The following is a 20221-nucleotide window of genomic DNA, read 5'->3' as shown; positions in this document are numbered from 1 at the left end:
TCTTAATTATTTTTGAGGTGCGCCACCCATTTTGCTAAAATCCCAAACGAGCGAGAACATAAAGTACCTGTTGATATTATTGTAACTGGTTTGTACAATCGAGTTTGCCGAAGCATTGCGGCTAAAGCCCCTGTTTTGGTTCAGCAAATCGTTGCCCTTAAGCATCAGCTTCAGGTCTTCTTTTTTGAAGAAGCTCTTCGAAAGTGAAGCGTTGATGATCATTTGCTCGAAGCTGCTGTTAAATGATGATGAGCTTGGCGTATAATTGTAATCGGCATCAGCCTGCAAAGTAATCTTTTTAGGTAAAACAACTTTGAGGTAGCTATAGCCACTGGTACCCCAGCCTTTATTGCTGCGCTGTGGTTGTAGCGATGATTCCTGCGAATTATAACTTGGCCCGAAGCCTATGCTGATCTCAAATTTTTCGCTGTAACGGCTCAGATCGGCCCTTGGACTGAACCTGGTGCTGGTGCTTTTGTTAAATTGATTGTTGATGTAGCTATAACCGGTACTGCCACCAGCGCTAATGTTGAGTCCGGCATCCATCCCAATAAATTTCAGTTTCCTGCGGAAGCCCCCATAAATATTATAGTTGATTGGCGTCTTACCGTTGAGGTTAACTGATTGGAAAATAGATTTTCCTGCGGTATCAGTTACGGTATTGTTTACAATGGCGTTATTGGTAAAAGAAAAGTAGCCATTTACATAAATAGACTGGTTGCTAATTACCTTATACGAATTATAGCCCATGTTAATGCTGTTGCTAAAAGATGGCTTTAGGTCAGGATTACCCAATGGCTGGTTCAATGGATCGGTATTTACACGTACTGGTTGCAATTGGTCTACTGTAGGTTGCTGCATATAGCCATTATAGCTGAACCTGAACGATTTTTGAGCCGAGAACTTGTATTGGTAGTTTAATTGGGGTAACCAGTTAAAAAAGCTTCTTTTATACCTCGAGTTGGAAAGTGCTTCGTATTGGTCGAAGTTAACTGAATTTACCTTGGTTCCGAAAGCCAATACCGTTTTGCCTTTTTTGTAATTGAATACGGCGCCACCTTGATTGGTGTATTGGGTAGCTTCAAAATCGTTGCTGAATTCTGGGTCGAGCAGGTTATAATTGCCAGGCGATGATTGATTGAACGACTTTCTGTCTGAAGTACTGTTGTTTACGCTGAAACCATAGTTTAGCACCAAAGAAAAGAACTTGGTGATGGGCTCGTTATAAGTAAAATTAGAAGTGAATACCGATATATTGGTATTGTTGCTTTTAAACTGATCTACAACCTCACTGCTCTTAAACACACCTTTGTCGTCAAAAAATTCATTGTCTGATTTGATATAACCTTCGTTGTCTTTTTTGTTTAACCTTTGGCTTAGGCTTACCGAGAAGTTTCTGCCGGCTTTCTTCAGCTTTTTATTATAGAAAGCAGAGATATTGAACAACTGTTCCTTGCCATCAACATCATTGCTTCTTTTGCTGGTATTAAGTTTAGTATTGTCTTCTCTCGTGGTAATGCTGCCAAACTCGCTTTCGTTGCTGCTCTTTTTCAAGGTGCCATCTATCGATACCTTTAAATTGGAGGTGGTATCGAGTTTAATGGTGTAGGTCGCATCTAGCTTCTGGCGGAAAATGCTCTTTTCAGAAGCTTCGTCGCTATTGCTAAAGTTAATCCCGCTAGGCAGGTTGCTTTGGTTCAGGGTGTTCTTTTTTAGTTTCACATCCATCTGTCCAATTTTGTAATTGGTGTTTAGGCTTTCTTTGTCTTCGCGCCATTTGGTATCGTAATGTATACCGCCATTATTGGCTCTTGGAATACCCTCGCCATAATATTGGCCTTCCCAACCATCAATATCATCCTCGCTGCCACTAAAGAAAATCATATCGCCAGATATTTCCATGTTACTGTTGCCACCTCCATATTTGTTGGCATCGTCCCAGTTGAGGCCGGTTTTGCCGTTGTTGCCAGAAGTCCCGTAAACAGCAAGCTTCTGTTTGGCTTTAAACAAGTTGAACATCAACTGGGCCTGGTAAAAATCATCCGTTCCGTAGCCTGCATCTACCTTGCCGAAATAACCTTTCTTCATATCTTCTTTCAGCTTGATGTTAATGGTGGGCGTTTTTTGCCCATCGTCAACACCCGTAAAAGCCGCTTGGTCGCTGGCCTTGTCAAAAAGCTGTACCTTATCCACCATATCAGCCCGCAGGTTTTTGGTTACCAAGGTAGGATCGTCGCCAAAAAACTCTTCGCCATCTACCAGTACTTTGGGTACGGCTTTGCCCTGTGCGGTTATCTTGCCGTCTTTGTCAATCTGTATGCCCGGCAATTTTTTAAGGAGGTCTTCCACTTTATCGTTTGGCTGTATGGAGTAGCTGGCCGCATTAAATTCGGTGGTATCGCCCTTGATTTTAATCGCTGCAGCTTGCCCCCTGATAATTACCTCGTTCAATAATTTAGCCTTCGATTTCATGTTGATCAACTTAAAATCAAAGGTGGTTTTGCTCGAATCCAAACTAAAAGGACTTACGTAATCGGCATACTCGGGGTAGGTCAGCAAAAGGATGAAATCGCCCTTTTTCATGTTGTTTATGGCAAAAGATCCAGCAGCATCGACCCTGGTAAATTTGTAAAGCGTAGAGTCCTTAGCATTGAGAATGCTGATTGTTGCATTCTGCATCTTGCTTTTGCTGGCGGTATCGGCTACACTGCCTTTTATATTGAATGGGTTTTGCGCATAAGCTGCGCCACTATAGCACATTATGAGAAGAATGGCTAAACGGAGTAATTTCATGAGTATGTTTTGTTTGGCTGATGCTAAATTATAACTAAAAATTTAATACTAAAAAATTAGTTGACTTTATTTAACATTTGATAACATTTTTTAACATTTGTTACCTGCCAAAAACATTTGTGTATATTTAATTACATTTAACTTTATGAAACTACCATCAATACAAACACTGTGGCGTGGCGCCGCTGGAGTGTTTATGCGCTTTCCCCTGCAATTGCTGCTTGCTATCTCCTCTACCATTGTTTGGTGCTGGATTACCCAGTTTAATTATTATGAAAATCAGGCTTTACAAAACAGTTTGATCAAGTTGCTGGCGGTTTCTAACCTGGCGTTAACCTTATTGCTGGCCGTTGATTTATTTGCGGAATCCCATTACTATAGCCAAGTTAAAAAATGGTTCCTGAGGCTAGCTGTCTTGGCCATTTGTACCGGTTTGTATTTCCTGTTGGATCCATGGACTTACCTGGCGGATGGATTTAGGATCGGCCTTCTTGCTTTTGCCTTTCATTTGTTGGTAGCTTTTGCACCTTTTATCGGCAAGGGCAGCCTTAAAGGGTTTTGGCAATACAATGAACAGCTGTTTTTGCGCATTTTAATTTCGGGTTTTTATGCTGCGGTGCTCTTTGCGGGTTTGGCTATCGCGCTGTTTGCCATTAATGGTTTGTTTAATGTCGACATTAAAGACAAAGCCTATATGGAGCTGTTTGCCCTAACGGGTATTGGCTTTACCACCATTTTCTTTTTGGCTGGCGTTCCTTCGGATTTCGAAGGCCTCGAAAAAGAGCAGGATTACCCAAAGGGGCTAAAGATTTTTACGCAATATGTACTCATTCCCTTAATGACGATTTACCTCGCCATTTTATTGGTGTACGAAATCAAGATCGCCTTTTTATGGGAACTGCCTAAAGGTTTGGTATCGACCCTTATTTTGGGCTATTCGGTTTTTGGCATTTTATCTTTGCTGCTTATTTATCCCATCAAAGACAAAGAAGGCAATGGCTGGATCAGGCTGTTTTCGCGCTTCTTTTACCTGATGATTGTTCCTTTGATCGTACTCTTGGTTTTGGCCATTATAAAAAGGGTGGGCAATTATGGTATTACCGAATCGAGATACGTGTTAATTGTGCTGGCACTTTGGCTAAGCGTAATAACCGTATACTTTCTGCTTAGTAAAAAACAGAACATCAAGGTTATCCCCATTAGCTTGTGCATATTGGCCTTGTTGGCTGCCTACGGACCGCAAAGTGCATTTTCTGTTTCTAGGTATTCGCAAATAGCCAGGCTCAAAAAGCTTATGCAAAGCCAAGACAAAAAAGACATGAACGAACGTCCGGCAATTGTTCGCTACCTCATTGAGAGCCATGGCTTAACTTCGCTGCAAAATTTTACGAAAGTCGATTTGAAGTCGATTGAACAGAATATAGACGAGAAACTGGATAAAGGCAAGGTTAGCAGATACGAAGTCAAAAACGAAAAGATAGATACAGCCTTTGCCTTGCTCAAGGTAAAATACGTTGAAGACGATAGCAAAAGACAGTTTAGTTTTGAAAATGAAAGCGGTAATATGATTGCCGTAACCGGTTATGATGCTTATTTTCCATCTGCATTTTATGGCGCAGCAAAAGAAAGGAATTTTGCCGGATCAAAATTCAAGATCGAGTATCAGTATCAAAGCAATGCGAAGAATCCAAAAAATGATGACAAATTGCGCATCACGGTCGACAAGGAAGCGACTTTGGTATTCGATATGCTTACACTGGCCAAAAAGCTGTATAAAAAATATGAGCACGCTAGCCAGAACAACCTGAGCATAGAAACAATCCCTGTGCAAGAGATGCAATTGACCCAAGAAACAAAAGGCTTTACGCTAACGCTACAGTTGACCTATATAAATGGCACTTACGATAAAACGAATGGAAGTTTTTCTTGGATGGAATTTCAAGGTGGGGTACTCGTTAAAAAGCGTTAGGTTTGCAGCCTAAATAAGGGAGGATATTGATGATGTTGCAGGTACCAGAAGAACTTCAGCCGGCAGAATTGGCTGCCAAATTTATCAATTTAACATCGAGGCATATTTTCCTTACCGGCAAGGCTGGTACAGGGAAAACCACTTTTTTGCGTAACCTGGTTTCGCTTACCCATAAAAAAACAGTAATCGTGGCGCCAACAGGCATTGCAGCCATCAATGCGGCTGGGGTAACCATCCATTCCCTGTTTCAGTTGCCTTTTGGCACTTTCTTGCCGAGGGTGGTTCCAGAGCAGCAATTAGGAGCCTATCAGCATTACCATACGCCAAAATCTATCATCAAGCATTTGAACATGAATGCCACCAAACGACGCATTCTGTTAGATTTGGAACTGTTGATCATAGATGAAGTAAGCATGTTGCGCGCCGACCTGCTCGATGCCATCGACATGGTATTGCGTTATATCAGGAAGAACAATGCGGGTTTTGGTGGTGTGCAGGTGTTGTTTATTGGCGATTTGCACCAATTGCCACCCGTAGTTAAAAATACAGAATGGGAGCTTTTGGGTTCTTTTTACAAGAGTGCCTTTTTTTTCGATGCCTTGGTTCTAGAAAAAGACCCTCCCGTTTATATCGAACTCGAAAAGATCTATCGGCAAGCCGATCAGGTTTTTATTCAACTGCTCAATAACCTGCGCAACAATCAGGTAAGCGCGGCCGATGTAGCTTTGCTCAAATCTTATTATCGTCAAAATTACCAGCCCGATTTAAAAGACAACTACATTACCCTCACTACCCACAACAGCAAGGCCGACACTTTAAACAAGAACAGCCTTAATGAACTGGAAGGCAAATCGCATTTCTACAAGGCGATCATCGAAGACGATTTTAGCGAGAGCGCTTTTCCGGCAGAACGGCAATTGGAACTCAAGGTCGGCGCGCAGGTCATGTTCATTAAAAATGATCCAACTGGCGAACAACGGTTCTTTAACGGAAAGATCGCTATCATTACCAAATTGGGCGATGATTCGGTAGAAGTTAAGTTTGAAGATTCGCGATTGAGGCTGAGCATCGAAAAATATACCTGGAAAAATGTTCGCTATACCGTAAATAAAACCACCAACGAAATCGAAGAAGAAATTGCAGGCACTTTTACGCAGTTTCCCCTCAAATTGGCTTGGGCAATTACCGTACACAAAAGTCAAGGGCTTACCTTTGATAAGGCCATTATCGACATTGGCGATGCTTTTGCGCCAGGTCAAATCTATGTGGCACTTTCCAGGCTTCGTTCTTTGGATGGTTTGGTCCTGACCTCGCTTATTTCAGATCGTGGCATTCGTCAAGACCAAAATGTAACCTTTTTTGCCAGAACAAAGGAGCAACAGGAAGACCTGTCTGTACAGATCAAAAGAGAGAGTTTTGCCTTTTTGCGCAGCTCGTTGCTGCAAGCCTTCAACCTGAGCGCTCTGGATAATTTTGTTTTTGAGCATGTGTTCAGCTATACCAAAGATGAGCGACGATCGACAAAGCAAACGCATTTGAACTGGGCCGTAAAGTTGCAGCAAGAGCTGATTGCCCTAAAGGCACATGCCGATAAATTTTTAAAACAGCTCGAGCGTCTCTGCGCTGGTGCCCTAAGCGATGAGGGTTTTCAGTTGCTGTTAACCCGTACAGAAGCCGCCGAAAACTATTTTACACCACAACTGGTACAAATGAGCGATTCGATTTTTGAACTGATCGAAAAGGTAAAAACCGAAAAGCAAAGCAAAGAATACTTGTTCGAACTGCTCGAAATGGAGCTGATGTTTTATGAACAGTACAGGAAAATCAAAAAAGCCAAGGCAATGCTGGTGGCCACTGGCGAAAACAAGGAACTGACCAAGGACGACATTGTGGCTTTGCATCGCAACGAAAAGCGCAATGAGCAGGTGAAACAGGCTTATTCGGGAACCAAGGAAGACTTTAATTCAGAAGACGGATACACCAAGCTCAAAAGCAAAAAGAAGAGCAAAACACCGGCCTTGCCTAAACCTGATACCAAAGAACTTACCTTGGCTTTGTTTAAAGAAGGAAAAACTCCAGAAGAGATTGCCCAGGAGCGTAAAATGAGTTTAGGGACCATAGAAGGGCATCTGGCACATTTTGTAGCCAAGCACGAAATCAAAGGAAGCGATTTGGTAGAGCAAAAAAGGCTCGATCGGATTCTGGAGGCCATCAATGTGCTCAAGTCTATCAGGCTCAATGACCTGCGCGAACACCTGGGTAAATCATACGGTTTCGGAGAGCTCAAAATAGCGATAGCCGTTTACCTGGCGGATAGTTAGGGGGGAAGATGGAAAAGGGAAGATGGATCAGTTTTCAATGGGCAGTTTTCAATTTCCAACAAATCGTCATTGCGAAGAACGGAGCAATCTCTTCAATAAGTTAGGAGGAAGATGGGAGAAGGAAAATGTAAGATGTAAGATGGAAAAGGGAAGATGGATCCAGTTTTCAATCGGCAGTTTTCAATTTCCAACAAATCGTCATTGCGAGGAACGGAGCAATCTCTTTCAGTAAAGTAATTCAACTAATTGGTAGCGATTCACGATCAGGTCTGACATGACGAGTTATTACAGGAAAGATCAAACGCCTTTCTCCAGACGCTTAGCGCAATACGCTCTAAATATCCAGTTCGCCCTCAAAAACCTTTTCGGCGGGGCCACATAAAAATACATCGGTAAATTTTTGGCCATCGTAATTGAAGTTGATCTGGAGCTTGCCACCTAAAACCTCAATTGGGGTTTCTATCTTGCCAATTTGCTGTTGATGTTTAGCCATCGCCATGGCTACTGCGGTTACGCCAGTGCCACAGGCATAGGTTTCGTCTTCTACGCCACGCTCAAAAGTGCGCACAAACAAATGATCGGCTTTTGGCTCTACAAAGTTTACGTTAATGCCATTGGCTTTATAAGTCTCGTTGTTGCGGATGGCTTTCCCTTGGCTAAAAACATCTAAGTCGGCCAAATTCTCTACCTGCTTTACATAATGAGGCGAACCAGTGTTGAGTACAAAGGCCTCTCCGTCTTTTTCAATCTGTTCAACATCAATCATTTGTAGCTCTACCCAATTGCCTTCGGCTGTAATTTTGGCATAGTGCGGACCATCTACTGCCAGAAAATTGGTTTCGCTGTCAAAAATGCCAAGGTGTTTGGCAAATGCCACGATGCAGCGGCCACCATTGCCGCACATGCTGCCAACCCTGCCATCCGAATTGTAGTAAACCATTTCGAAATCGTAGTCTTCGTGGCTGAGCAAGAACATCAATCCATCGGCACCAATGCCAAACCTGCGGTGACAAAGTTGCGCTACCAGCTCATTATCGATGTTTTTGAGCGGACTCATGCGATGATCGATCAAAATAAAATCGTTGCCGGCGCCTTGGTATTTGGAGAATTTGATGTTCATGTTTTCTTCATTTAGGAATAAAATATTTGCTATAGAAAAATGCAAAATCTAAGCTTAAATTTGATTTAACATTTTTTAACACAAATTTGGATGTCCGAATGATACAAATATCGTTTATATGGTATTAATTTTGAGTAAAACATTAGTAAAAAGATAAATATAACATAGCAAATAAAAAGCAAATGAAACCATCAGGAGCATTTAGACTCTATGTAGCAACTAAAAATGCGCTTCTGATAGCTTCATTACCATTAAAAGACAAAATAAAAAGCAAATGAAAAAAATAGGGTTAATAGTGTTGGCTGCTTTTTTAGGAGGAGCAGTTGCAATAGGCGCTTATAAACTATTGGAGCGCAGGAACGATAGCTATTCATTAACTGAAAAGCAGAACATGATGTTTGCTAACAATCCAATCAAAATCGGTTCATCAGGATCGGTTGATTTTGTTCAGGCAGCTGCGGCGGTTTCTCCGGCAGTAGTACATATCAGAACTACTTATGGCAACAATGCCAATTCTGATGAACAAGCCAATGGTGGCAGCATGGAAGATATGTTCGAGCAGTTTTTTGGTGGTGGCGGCAGAAGAATGCAACGCGTGCCAAGAGCAGCTTCGGGCTCAGGAGTAATTTTAACGCCCGATGGCTATATCGTAACCAACAACCACGTGGTTGACAATGCCGATAAAATCGAGGTGGTGCTATCAAACAGGAAAAAAGTAATGGCCAAAGTAATCGGCAAAGATGCCAACACAGATTTGGCTTTGATCAAAGTAGAAGCATCAGACCTTCCTTTTGTGAAAATGGGCAACTCTGACAACGTGCAGGTAGGCGAGTGGGTATTGGCCGTAGGCTTCCCATTGGATTTGCAAACTACTGTTACTGCGGGTATCGTAAGTGCAAAAGCCCGTAATATTGGTATCTTAAACAGAGAGCAGCGTCAGCCAACTCGTGAGCAATACGAAGAATACCAAAGAACTGGTAAAATGCCAGAAATTCCAGCTAACAATGCCATCGAATCGTATATTCAGACCGATGCGGCCATCAACCCTGGAAACAGTGGCGGTGCCTTGGTTAATGCCAGTGGCGAATTGATCGGTATCAATGCCGCTATTGCTTCAGAAACCGGAAGAAACGAAGGTTATGGTTTTGCCATCCCGATTAACCTGGCCAAAAAGATCTTAGAAGACTTTAAAGAATTTGGTACAGTAAAACGTGGTTATATCGGTGTAACTTTCCAAGCCTTGGATGCAGATGTAGCCGAGCGTTTAAAAGTGAAAGACATCAATGGTTTATATGTGAGTGGCGTAGTACCTAACGGCGGTGCAGCAGCGGCAGGCATTAAAGAAGGCGATATCATCAAAAAAGTAAACGGTACCGATATCTATGACTCTCCAGATCTGCAAGAAAAAGTAGGTCGTATGCGTCCGGGCGATAAAGTTTCATTAGCGGTTTTAAAAGCAGATGGTTCTTTGAAAAATGTAACCGTAACCCTAAAACCTGAAAGCAACGTAACTTTAGCTTCTACAAAAGCGCCTGCCGAAAAACCAACCGGTGCTACCGTAAGTAAATTGGGTGCTAGTTTTGCCCCTGCTTCGGCCGCTGTTAAAGCCAAGTTCAATCTGAAAAACGGTGTAGTGGTTACCGATGTAAAACAAGGCCAGTTATTTGATTATTACGATGTGCCAAAAGGTGCCGTAATTACCAAAGTGAATGGTGTTGCCGTAAACAGCGTAGCCGATATCGAAAAAGCATTGCCAACTTCTCGCGATGGACAAATCACGATCTCAGGCATCAGCGATAACCGTATGTTTACCATTTCGTTCAACAATTAAGTTTAAGAATTAATAATTTTGAAAAGGGACAGCCAAAAGCTGTCCTTTTTTTATGCGCTATTAAAGTCCTAACTGCTTCTGCGAATGCGAATTTCCTCACCAATGAAGTTCTTTTTTTAGAATGTTTCTAAATTGTTGATTTGTCAGCATTTTATCATTTGCAATCTTATTTTAAATCATATTTTAAATACTTTTGCACTCAGAATATAAATTAAAAGCTAATGGGTAGTATCGCAAATGCTTTTTCCTCTTCTATAGGAAAAAAACTAATAATGGGCATCACAGGCCTGTTCTTAATCTCTTTTTTAGTGGTTCACTGTTTCTTAAACGCTTTTGTGTTTTTCGACAATACAGGTGTGCTGTTTAACCAAGGGGCACATTTTATGGCAACCAATTGGATTATCAGGGCAATGGAAGTTGTTTTGATGGCAGGATTGTTATTGCATATTGTACAAGGCGCAAGATTAACGTTCGAAAATCAGGCGGCAAGGCCAGAAAAATATGCCTATAACAATGGCAATGCCAACAGCAAATGGTACTCTCGCTCGATGGGTCTTTTGGGAACTTTGTTGCTCATGTTCTTGATTGTGCATTTGTCAGACTTTTGGATTGTTTCACGTTTTACTGGCATAGAACATTTTAATGGTGGCACGCCGGTAGATGCGGCTGGCAACGAAGATTTATATGCGGTAATGCATGCTAAATTTAGCGAGCCTTGGCGTGTAGTGCTATATGTACTGGCGATGGTATCGTTATCTTATCACTTATTGCATGGTTTCGCTTCTGCTTTTCAAACCTTGGGCTGGAACCATAAAAAATATACGCCGATCATTAAAGCCCTCGGGGTTTGGTTTTCGATCCTCGTTCCATTGATTTTTGCGCTAATGCCAATTGCAATTTACTTTGGGTGGGGTTTTTAAAATAATTTTGAACGAATAAAGCTAAATATAATGTCAGCATTAAATTCAAATATACCTGAAGGAGAATTAACCAGTAAATGGACGAAATTCAAATCGTCTGTAGCTTTGGTTAACCCTTCTAACAAAAGAAGTTTAGAGGTAATCGTAGTAGGTTCGGGTTTGGCGGGTGCTTCGGCAGCGGCAACTTTGGCCGAGATGGGCTATAAGGTAAAATGCTTCTGTTTTCAGGATTCGCCTCGTAGAGCACACTCGATTGCAGCTCAAGGCGGTATCAATGCAGCAAAGAACTATCAGAACGATGGTGATAGCACGTATCGTTTGTTTTATGATACCATTAAAGGTGGCGATTACCGTGCACGCGAAGCCAACGTTCACCGTTTGGCCGAGGTGAGTGCAAACATCATCGACCAATGTGTAGCCCAAGGTGTTCCTTTGGCTAGAGAATATGGCGGTTTGTTAGATAACCGTTCTTTTGGTGGTACACAGGTACAAAGAACTTTCTATGCAGCCGGTCAAACTGGCCAGCAATTGCTTTTAGGTGCTTACAGTGCTTTAGAACGCCAAATTGGGATGGGTAAAGTAGAAATGTTTACCCGTCACGAAATGTTGGAAGTGGTTAAAATTGATGGCAAAGCTCGTGGGATTATTGCTCGTAATTTAATTACGGGTGAGTTGGAACGTCACTTTGGCCATGCGGTGGTTTTAGGAACCGGAGGTTATGGAAACGTATTCTTCCTTTCTACCAACGCCATGGGAAGCAACGTTACTGCAGCTTGGAAAGCTAACAAACAAGGAGCATTTTTTGCCAACCCATGTTACACGCAAATTCACCCAACTTGTATCCCGGTTTCTGGCGATCACCAATCTAAATTAACCCTAATGTCTGAGTCGTTACGTAACGATGGAAGAATTTGGGTGCCTAAAAAGAAAGACGACCCTCGTAAAGCTTCAGAAATTCCTGAAGATGAAAGAGATTATTACCTAGAACGTCGTTACCCTGCTTTTGGTAACTTGGTACCTCGTGATGTGGCTTCGCGAGCGGCTAAGGAGCGTTGTGATGCCGGTTATGGCGTAGGTGCTTCTAAATTGGCAGTTTATCTAGATTTCAAAGCCAATACAGAACGTTATGGCAGAATAGAAGCTTCTAAAGCTGGTAACCATAATCCTGATCAAGAGACTTGTTTCCGTTTAGGTACAGAAGTGATCAAAGAAAAATATGGTAACCTATTCGATATGTATGCGCAGATTACGGGAGAAAATCCTTACGAAATGCCAATGCGTATTTATCCAGCTGTTCACTATACAATGGGTGGTTTATGGGTAGATTATAACTTGATGACTACCGTACCTGGTCTATATTGTACTGGTGAGGCTAACTTCTCAGATCATGGAGCCAACCGTTTAGGTGCATCTGCATTGATGCAGGGTTTGGCAGACGGCTATTTCGTTCTTCCTTATACCATAGGTGCCTATTTGTCAAAAGAGATTTCTGTAAAAGCAATTCCAACAGACCATCCTGCATTTGCAGAAGCAGAAGCTAAGGCAAAAGGAATTTTAGATACATTAATAGGGATCAAAGGCACTAAATCTGTAGATTATTTCCATAAAAAATTGGGATTGATCATGTGGGATAAATGTGGCATGGCTCGTAATGCTGAGGGATTGAAATCGGCAATTGCGGAAATTCAACAGTTGAAAAAGGATTTCTGGGCCGATGTACGCGTTCCCGGCGATGTAAACGAATACAATCCAGAGCTAGAGAAAGCTGGTCGTGTGGCCGATTTTATCGAGCTTGGCGAGTTGATGTGTATAGATGCCCTTAACCGTAACGAAAGCTGCGGTGGCCACTTTAGAGAAGAATACCAAACTGAAGAGGGAGAGGCTTTGCGCGACGACGAAAATTATGCCTACGTAGCCGCCTGGGAAAATAAAGGTGATGGAACTTTCGAATTGCACAAAGAAGAGCTGAAATTCGAAAATATTAAGATAGCACAAAGAAGTTATAAATAGTAGCAAGATTGGAGTATCAAGTAGCAAGAAAGAGTTAGTCTTGATACTTGATACTTGTTGCTCGATACTTAAATCTCAAGAAAATGAGTACAGGAAATATGAACTTAACGCTAAAGGTTTGGCGTCAGAAAAACAACAAAACTAAAGGACAATTAGTCGACTATAAAGTGGGCGATATCTCTCCAGATATGTCTTTTTTAGAGATGTTTGATGTTTTGAACGAGAATCTGATCAATAAAGGCGAAGAGCCTATTGTATTTGATCACGACTGTCGCGAGGGCATTTGTGGCATGTGTTCTATGTTTATTAATGGCAGGCCACATGGACCAAAAGAAGGCATTACCACTTGCCAGTTGCACATGCGTTCTTTTAAAGATGGCGATACCATTGTAGTTGAACCTTGGAGAGCGAAGGCATTTCCGGTAATTAAAGATTTAACCGTAGATAGATCAGCATTCGACCGCGTTATTGCGGCAGGCGGCTTTATTTCGGTAAACACGGGCAACGCACAAGATGCCAACAACCTGCCTATTCCAAAGGCACAGGCAGATGCCGCTTTCGAAGCCGCCGCTTGTATTGGTTGCGGTGCCTGCGTAGCTACGTGTAAAAATGCATCGGCTATGCTTTTCGTATCGGCTAAAATATCTCAATTGGCTTTATTGCCACAAGGCCAGCCAGAGCGTTACAAACGTGTACAAGGCATGGTGGCACAAATGGATGCCGAAGGTTTTGGTAACTGTACCAACACTGGAGCCTGCGAGGCCGAATGCCCTAAAGGAATTTCTTTAGAGAACATCGCCCGCATGAACAGAGATTTTTATAGTGCTAAATTCATCAGCGAAGAAGAAGGATAATCCAATCGGCAGTTAATGGTTGATGCACTTGTCAATTGAAAACTATTAACTGAGATTTGCTTTTTTGTAAAAAAATAGTTAAGTTTAGTTGTCCGAGACAAAGGAGATTATATGAAAACGAGAAACCCCAACCATACGGCCGGGGTTTTTTGTTGATTTATTATCCGCCACTTTAAATGTCGTTGTACTTGATTGGACTACATTGTGCAAATTTTTCATTTGCCGTTAAAACAATTCCATGGGTTTTGATAAACTGGTTGAGCAGGTGCCCAAATTGCTGTTCTTTTTGGGCAGAGAGTTCATCTTTTGGAAAGCTGTATAAAAAATAATCGATCTTGCCCTCCGGCGTAAAATAAATTCGATTAAAGCATCGGGTTTGTTTCTCCCACTTAAAATTTTTCGATTGAAGAAAAGTACCAAGCTCCTTAATGAGCTTGGCGTAGGTCTGTTGCAACTTGACCTGTTCTTCATTGGTTTTAAATACGGCAAGCTTGGGCTCGCTATGTACTGCACTTTTGTATAAGCTGTCGAGGTGTTGATAAGAAAACCCAGCCTTGGCTGCCTGCTCAAAAGTGAGCGCTTGGCTTTGGCCTAATGCATCTATTGTGTTGAACACCATCAAAAGCAGCGCGACAATGGGTATTAAATAGCGTTTGATGTTCATTATTTGTCCATTGTAAATTTAATAGGGATGTTATAGGCTACTGTAACCGCTTTTCCGTTCTCAGATCCCGGATTCCATCTTTTCATCAGCTTTGCTACCCTAATAGCCTCTTCATCTGTACCGCCACCAAGTCTTCTTTCTACTTTGATATTAGAAACCAAGCCGTCTTTATCTACTATAAAAGAGACAAATACATTGCCTTGTATGTTCTTTTCGGCAGCTTGTTTAGGGTATTGGATGTTTTTGGCGAAGAACTGATAAAGTGCATTCAGACCTCCAGGATAAGTTGGCGGGTTTTTCATGTTTACGAAATTATGCACTTTATTATCCTCGCTATGTGGAAGCTTAGGCAGGTTTTTAGCTGGAGCAGTGCCAGTGGCGGCTACATTTGAAGCCTTACCTGCACCTGTGCCTTTATTTAAGGTAAATTTAACGGGCATGGTGTACATCGTTCTTACAGGTTTGCCCTTATTAACCCCAGGGTTCCATTTTTTCATTAGCTTGAGTACTCGGATAGCTTCTTCGTCTGTACCCGAGCCTAAACGCTTTGTGTTTTCGTCTGTTTTAAGCGAAGAGATGGAACCATCAGCCTCCACTATAAAAGATAAGAATACATTTCCCTGTACATTGTTTTTAACGGCCAAGGTTGGGTATTTGATGTTTTGACCCAGGAATTTATAGAGTGATTCTATCCCGCCAGGATAAGTAGGTGGCTGGTCTAGCGAGGTGAATTTGTACACCTTGTTGTCTTGTGCCTGCATTTGGTTTTGACATAAGACGAGCAGTAACACCGCAAATAGCGATGAGAAAATCAGTTTTTTCATGTGATTTGTTTTAAGTTAGTTTGATGTTTTTTTGTTTTTTTCTGAAGCGTATTTTTTAGTGGTGATCACGATGACGCCGTTTTGTGCTTCTTTGCCGTAGAGAGCAATGGCCGAAAGGCTTCGCAATACTTGGATGCTATCAATGCTTTCTGGAGCAAGCGTACTGCTGTCGAAATCTTCTATTGTTTTGCCGTCGACAACATACAAGGGTTGATTGCTGGCCAGGCCATTCGATCCGCGTAAGAAGATAGACGAACCCATCCCTTTGATTTTGATGGACCCTTGTTCTTGGCCAGAAACAGTTGCATTGATTGGAGCCATTGCATTAATGGTGATGGTATTGAGGGCTGTAAAACCAGTCGGCAGTTGCGCGTCTCCATTTACAATTGTTGTGTTGGCGCCTTGTAGCCTAAAAGAAATGCGTATGGCATAGTTTCCGTTTTTGACTGCTTTAAAATCTGGATAAGCCAAGATGAGGTTTACTACTCCGATATCAGTTTTGGTGCTAAGTTCGTTCTGTACATTTATGTTTTTTACTGCGCCCTTGTCCAAGCTAAAAGTAATAATGTTATCACCCTGCAATAGGTTCAGCCTTGCTTCGGCAGGATAGCTCGTTTTGGTAGAAAGGTAGCGGTAAAAAGCATCCCACTCTGACCTGGCTTGTATTGCCCAATTTTGAAATGAGCATAGCATTAGCACCGCAAATAGCGATGAGAAAACAATTTTTTTCATATGGTTATAATTTATTTTATTGGTGATTAAACTACCATGATTATTTATTCGGGATTGGTAAAATCATGATGGTTTAATCTGTTTAAGATTTAATTCCTATTGGTTAAGGTTGCGGTTACTTTTGGTATTTTCTGTTGCTTAGAAGTAATGAGGAGTACCCCGTTCTCTGCTGCCTTTCCGTACAATGCCACTCCACTGGCTGATTTAAGTACATCTATGCTGCTGATATTCTTGGCATCCATATCTTGAAGCGCGGCATATTCTTTGATTTCGCCGTCAATGACAACTAATGGTGCCTCTTTTTCTGATACGCCTCTTAAACGGACGGCCAAACTCTTAGGCGATAGTTTTTCTCTTCTGCCCGACTCCAAAGAAAACTTGATCGGGATGTTGTATTTTACCCTTACCGGTTTGCCGTTTTGCGTGCCTGGGTTCCAGCCCCTGGTTAATTTAAGTACGCGGATGGCTTCTTCGTCTGTTCCAAATCCCAACCTGCGGTCCACTTTGATATCACTCAAGGTTCCATCCCTTTCTACTGTGAAAGAAACAAAAACATTGCCTTGTATATCATTTTCGATAGCCATAGTAGGGTATTTGATGTTTTTGCCTAAAAACTCATAGAACTTGGTTACACCGCCTGGATAAGTCGGCGGATTTTCCATGCTTACGAAATTGTATATGTTTTTATCGTCAAACTTAACTTCTTCCGGCTCTTTGTCTTTAGGGACAAAACCTTGGATAACCAAGTTTAGAGGCGTATAATCAGTCGGAGTACTTGCATCATCGTTAATCAGTTTGGTATTGGCGCCATCTAGTTTAAAAGCTACGTTTAAGCTGTATTTGCCATCTTTCTGAAGGATGCTTTCTGTGTTGAGCAGGGTTTGCATAACTTCCTCTTCGCAACCTTCGCCAAGTCCATCTTGTACGGCTACATTTTGCAGCTTGCCATTGTTTACGCTAAAATTAACCACTACGCTGCCTTGGATTTTCTTTTGGACTGCACCAGCAGGATATTTGATATGTTCGCCTAAGTACCTATAAAATGTGCTTAGCGAAGTATTTACATCGTCTGTATTTGCTGGCTGTACAGTTGATTCATTCATGGGATCGCCTAAGATCGTTGCGGTTGAATTAATCCGTTCTTGCGGAGGTGGAGGCGCAAGGTTAACCACGCTCAAAGGCGCTTGGATCAATTGGCCTACAACAGATTTGGCGTCGTTTAAGGGAATCTGCTCCGCTACGGCCAAAATTTTATTGTTTTTTCGGATGGTTGCCGATGATAGTACTAAGGTAAGCGCAAACAGTGGCACAAACATGCCATATTTAAGGATGGCTGTTTTTTTAGAACGCTCCTTGTGCAACATGAAAATGCGCTTTTTAATCAGCGATTTAGTGAAAAAGCCGTTGGTCAGCGTATTTGGTCTTACGCCAAAAGCCTGGCTGAGCAAGAGCAGCGAATAGGTCTCCTTGTCGCCCTGAAACTTGGCAGCGGCTTCATCAGCTAAAAATTCGTGTATGTTTTTAACGGTATGTTTATAGGCGTAAATAATAGGATTGAACCAGGTAAAGATTCCTAAAAATTCAAAGAACAATACATCTACAGTGTGGAGTTGTTTAATGTGGATGTCTTCGTGAAGGCTTACCGTGGCTACTTCTGGCAAATCGCCAGCAATTACTTTTTTTCTGAAGAAGGAGAAGGCGGCGCCATTGCTAATGGTGCGGAGCAACTTGCGGACAGCCAGTAGCTGAAAAACAAATCGGCCTATAAAGAACAAAATCCCCAGCAAATAAACAGATACTATAAAAGTACCCCAGTTAAATTTGGCGGCCTGATCATCTACAATAGTTACCTGGGCTACCAAGCTGTTCAGCTGGTCTACGCCTACATAGATGTGTCGGCTTACTTCTTGCTTGCTGAACCATTCGAAACGCATAAAAGGAATGCCCAGCGAAAGGATGCCAGATCCAATCAAATAGATGCGGTTCAGGATAAAGTAAGTCTCCTTATCTAGCAGCAGCCTATAGAAGCCATAAAATATAACCAGGTAAATGTTTACCTGCAAGAGGTAATGTGCCCAACTCATTTTGGCCTATTTTTAAATTTGTTGATCATTTTTAGGATCTCGTCAACATCGCTCAGGTCTAGTTTTTCTTCTTTTACGAAGAAAGAGAACATGCTTTCTACAGAATTCTCAAAATAGTTGCCCAATAGTTTCTCCGTAGCATGGCGCTTATATTCTTCCCTGCTGATTAAAGGATAGTACTTGTGTGCTTTGCCAAAGGCTTCGTGGCCAATAAAGCCCTTTACCTCTAGGATACGAATAATGGTAGAGACGGTGTTGTAGGCTGGTTTGGGCTCTGGCAAATAATCCATCACCTCTTTTACAAACGCCTTGTCCAATTGCCATACAATTTGCATGATCTGTTCCTCTGCCTTCGTTAAATCTTTTATTTCCATGATAATTGTTGTGTTTTGATGGTTGTTTACAATAGGGAGCTAAGTCAATCTAAACAACATCTATACTAATTTTACCTAAACTTAAAACTAATATCTTAGTTTACAAAATTTTTTATTGATTATTTTCTAATATTGGAAAAATAATTTACAAATCGGATGAAACCATCATGAGCAGGTTGCTCAAAAACAGTAAAAAATAAGCTCATGATAGCTTCATAACCATTAAAAAATAATTATATCCTGATGAAAATAGCTTTTCATGGTGCCGCCCGAAACGTAACGGGAAGCAAGCACTTGGTTACCCTTAACAACGGAATAAAAATATTGTTAGACTGCGGCATGTTTCAGGGGATGGGCCATGAAACGGAAGAACTCAATGAGCATTTTGGCTTTGATGCTTCTACGGTTGATTTTTTGATCCTTTCGCATGCCCATATCGATCATAGCGGTTTGGTGCCTCGCCTAATTGCACAAGGTTTTAAAGGCATTATTTTTGGAACCCAGGCAACTAAAGAACTGAGCAAGATCTTATTGCTCGATTCGGCAAAAATACAGGCTGGCGATCTCAAATATAAAAACAAGAAGCTGCAGCAAAGAGGCTTGCCGCTCGAACAGCCGCTTTATGATGAGGATGATGTGCTCAAGGCGATAGACTTTTTTGTTGCCGTTGATTACCTGAACGAAACCCGCCTAACTAACGATGTGAGCGTGCAATTTATTGATGCAGGTCATATTATCGGCAGTGCTTCGGTGCATTTGACCATTAAAGAAGATGGCAAAACCACAAGGTTAAGCTTTAGCGGAGATGTTGGGCAATATGGCGACCTATTGCTTAAATCGCCACAGGACTTTCCGCAGGCCGATTATATTTTGCTCGAATCTACCTACGGCGATAGGCTGCACAAAGATGCCCAACCTACCAAAGAAGCCTTGCTGAAAGTAATTGTAGAAACCTGTGTGCAGAAACGTGGCAAGGTAATTATTCCGGCGTTTAGCGTAGGCCGAACCCAAGAATTGCTTTATATATTAAACAACCTCGACCTTGAGGGCAAGCTGCCAAATGTAAAGGTTTATGTAGATAGTCCTTTATCGGCCAAGGCCACCCAAATTGTAGAGAACCATGCCGAGGGCTATAACCAGGATGTGCTCAATGTACTGAAAATAGACGATGAACCTTTTGACTTTAAAAACCTGCATTATGTAGAGGATGCCGACGAATCAAAGGCGCTTAATTCCAATCCTGATCCTTGCATCATTATTTCGGCATCAGGCATGGCCGAGGCAGGACGTGTAAAGCACCATATCAAGAATAACATCAGCGATCAAAAAAATACCATTTTGATGGTAGGCTACTGCGAACCCAATTCTTTGGGAGGCCGATTAAAAAACGGGGCACAAGAAGTTAGCATTTATGGCGAGCAATTTAAAGTAATTGCAGATGTAAGGAGCATCCAATCCATGAGTGCGCATGGCGATTATGAAGACTTGCTCAAATTTATCTCAAAGCAAGACCCACAAAAAGTAAAACAGATCTTCTTAGTGCATGGCGATTATGATGTACAGCAAATATTTAGAGAGAAGCTATTAGCCAAAGGCTATCGGAACGTAGAAATTCCGGATCGCCATCAAGAGTTTGTGCTCAGTTAGCATAGTGAGATGGAAGATACAGATGTAAAATGGAAGATGTAAAATGGAAAATGGAAGGAAGTTTTCGGTTCCAAATCA

14 protein-coding genes are annotated in these 20221 nt (G+C 41.8%); 7 read left to right on the top strand and 7 right to left on the bottom strand.

The genetic code is table 11. From position 1 onward, the window contains the following. Nucleotides 1-6: 6 nt before the first annotated feature. On the bottom strand, nt 7-2793 hold the full coding sequence (locus tag AC570H_RS15990; protein ID WP_497356599.1) for an outer membrane beta-barrel protein: 2787 nt from the start codon (nt 2791-2793) through the stop codon (nt 7-9). Between the two features lie 145 nt (nt 2794-2938). On the opposite strand from AC570H_RS15990, the gene AC570H_RS15985 reads away from it, so the two are divergent. Both AC570H_RS15985 and AC570H_RS15980 read left to right on the top strand, forming a co-directional pair. After that, entirely contained in the window at nt 2939-4762 is a 1824-nt protein-coding gene (locus tag AC570H_RS15985; RefSeq protein ID WP_497356597.1) for a DUF4153 domain-containing protein, read from the top strand. Between the two features lie 29 nt (nt 4763-4791). Further along, nucleotides 4792-7083: a helix-turn-helix domain-containing protein gene (locus AC570H_RS15980; RefSeq protein WP_497356595.1), complete on the top strand. Its 2292-nt coding sequence runs from the start codon at nt 4792-4794 to the stop codon at nt 7081-7083. Nucleotides 7084-7417: 334 nt separating this feature from the next. Here AC570H_RS15980 and dapF read toward each other — a convergent pair whose 3' ends face one another. Further along, complete coding sequence (gene dapF / locus AC570H_RS15975; RefSeq protein ID WP_497356593.1) at nt 7418-8203, bottom strand: diaminopimelate epimerase; 786 nt, start codon at nt 8201-8203, stop codon at nt 7418-7420. 274 nt (nt 8204-8477) lie between these two features. Between dapF and AC570H_RS15970 the strand changes: the two genes are divergently transcribed. The 4 genes from AC570H_RS15970 (at nt 8478) to AC570H_RS15955 (ending at nt 13818) form a co-directional block, all read left to right on the top strand. Beyond that, a complete protein-coding gene (locus AC570H_RS15970; RefSeq protein ID WP_497356591.1) occupies nt 8478-10034 on the top strand; it encodes a trypsin-like peptidase domain-containing protein in 1557 nt (518 codons plus the stop codon). Between the two features lie 221 nt (nt 10035-10255). Further along, nucleotides 10256-10954 (top strand): succinate dehydrogenase cytochrome b subunit, encoded by a 699-nt coding sequence (locus tag AC570H_RS15965; RefSeq protein ID WP_497356589.1) that lies wholly within the window; start codon nt 10256-10258, stop codon nt 10952-10954. Nucleotides 10955-10984: 30 nt separating this feature from the next. Beyond that, complete coding sequence (locus tag AC570H_RS15960; protein WP_497356587.1) at nt 10985-12964, top strand: fumarate reductase/succinate dehydrogenase flavoprotein subunit; 1980 nt, start codon at nt 10985-10987, stop codon at nt 12962-12964. A gap of 83 nt (nt 12965-13047) precedes the next feature. Then, nucleotides 13048-13818 carry a succinate dehydrogenase/fumarate reductase iron-sulfur subunit gene (locus AC570H_RS15955; RefSeq protein ID WP_497356585.1) on the top strand — a complete coding sequence of 257 codons (771 nt, stop codon included), beginning with the start codon at nt 13048-13050 and terminating at the stop codon, nt 13816-13818. Nucleotides 13819-13990: 172 nt separating this feature from the next. Here AC570H_RS15955 and AC570H_RS15950 read toward each other — a convergent pair whose 3' ends face one another. The 5 genes from AC570H_RS15950 to AC570H_RS15930 all read right to left on the bottom strand — a co-directional run bounded on the left by AC570H_RS15950 (nt 13991) and on the right by AC570H_RS15930 (nt 18496). After that, nucleotides 13991-14482 carry a hypothetical protein gene (locus tag AC570H_RS15950; protein ID WP_497356583.1) on the bottom strand — a complete coding sequence of 164 codons (492 nt, stop codon included), beginning with the start codon at nt 14480-14482 and terminating at the stop codon, nt 13991-13993. Continuing rightward, nucleotides 14482-15306 (bottom strand): energy transducer TonB, encoded by an 825-nt coding sequence (locus AC570H_RS15945; RefSeq protein ID WP_497356581.1) that lies wholly within the window; start codon nt 15304-15306, stop codon nt 14482-14484. The genes AC570H_RS15950 and AC570H_RS15945 overlap by 1 nt, the downstream gene beginning before the upstream one ends. Before the next feature lie 15 nt (nt 15307-15321). Beyond that, nucleotides 15322-16038: a TonB-dependent receptor plug domain-containing protein gene (locus AC570H_RS15940; RefSeq protein WP_497356579.1), complete on the bottom strand. Its 717-nt coding sequence runs from the start codon at nt 16036-16038 to the stop codon at nt 15322-15324. Between the two features lie 89 nt (nt 16039-16127). Next, nucleotides 16128-18122 carry a TonB family protein gene (locus AC570H_RS15935; protein WP_497356577.1) on the bottom strand — a complete coding sequence of 665 codons (1995 nt, stop codon included), beginning with the start codon at nt 18120-18122 and terminating at the stop codon, nt 16128-16130. Next, on the bottom strand, nt 18119-18496 hold the full coding sequence (locus AC570H_RS15930; RefSeq protein ID WP_199136183.1) for a BlaI/MecI/CopY family transcriptional regulator: 378 nt from the start codon (nt 18494-18496) through the stop codon (nt 18119-18121). The genes AC570H_RS15935 and AC570H_RS15930 overlap by 4 nt, the downstream gene beginning before the upstream one ends. 243 nt (nt 18497-18739) lie before the next feature. Here AC570H_RS15930 and AC570H_RS15925 point away from each other — a divergent pair, with 243 nt between their 5' ends. Beyond that, on the top strand, nt 18740-20143 hold the full coding sequence (locus AC570H_RS15925; RefSeq protein ID WP_497356575.1) for an MBL fold metallo-hydrolase RNA specificity domain-containing protein: 1404 nt from the start codon (nt 18740-18742) through the stop codon (nt 20141-20143). The last annotated feature ends 78 nt before the right edge of the window (nt 20144-20221 follow it).

This window comes from Pedobacter sp. B4419 (assembly GCF_059693725.1).
The sequence above is the reverse complement of the archived record's forward strand: the minus strand, read 5'-3'. Positions and strand labels throughout refer to the sequence as shown.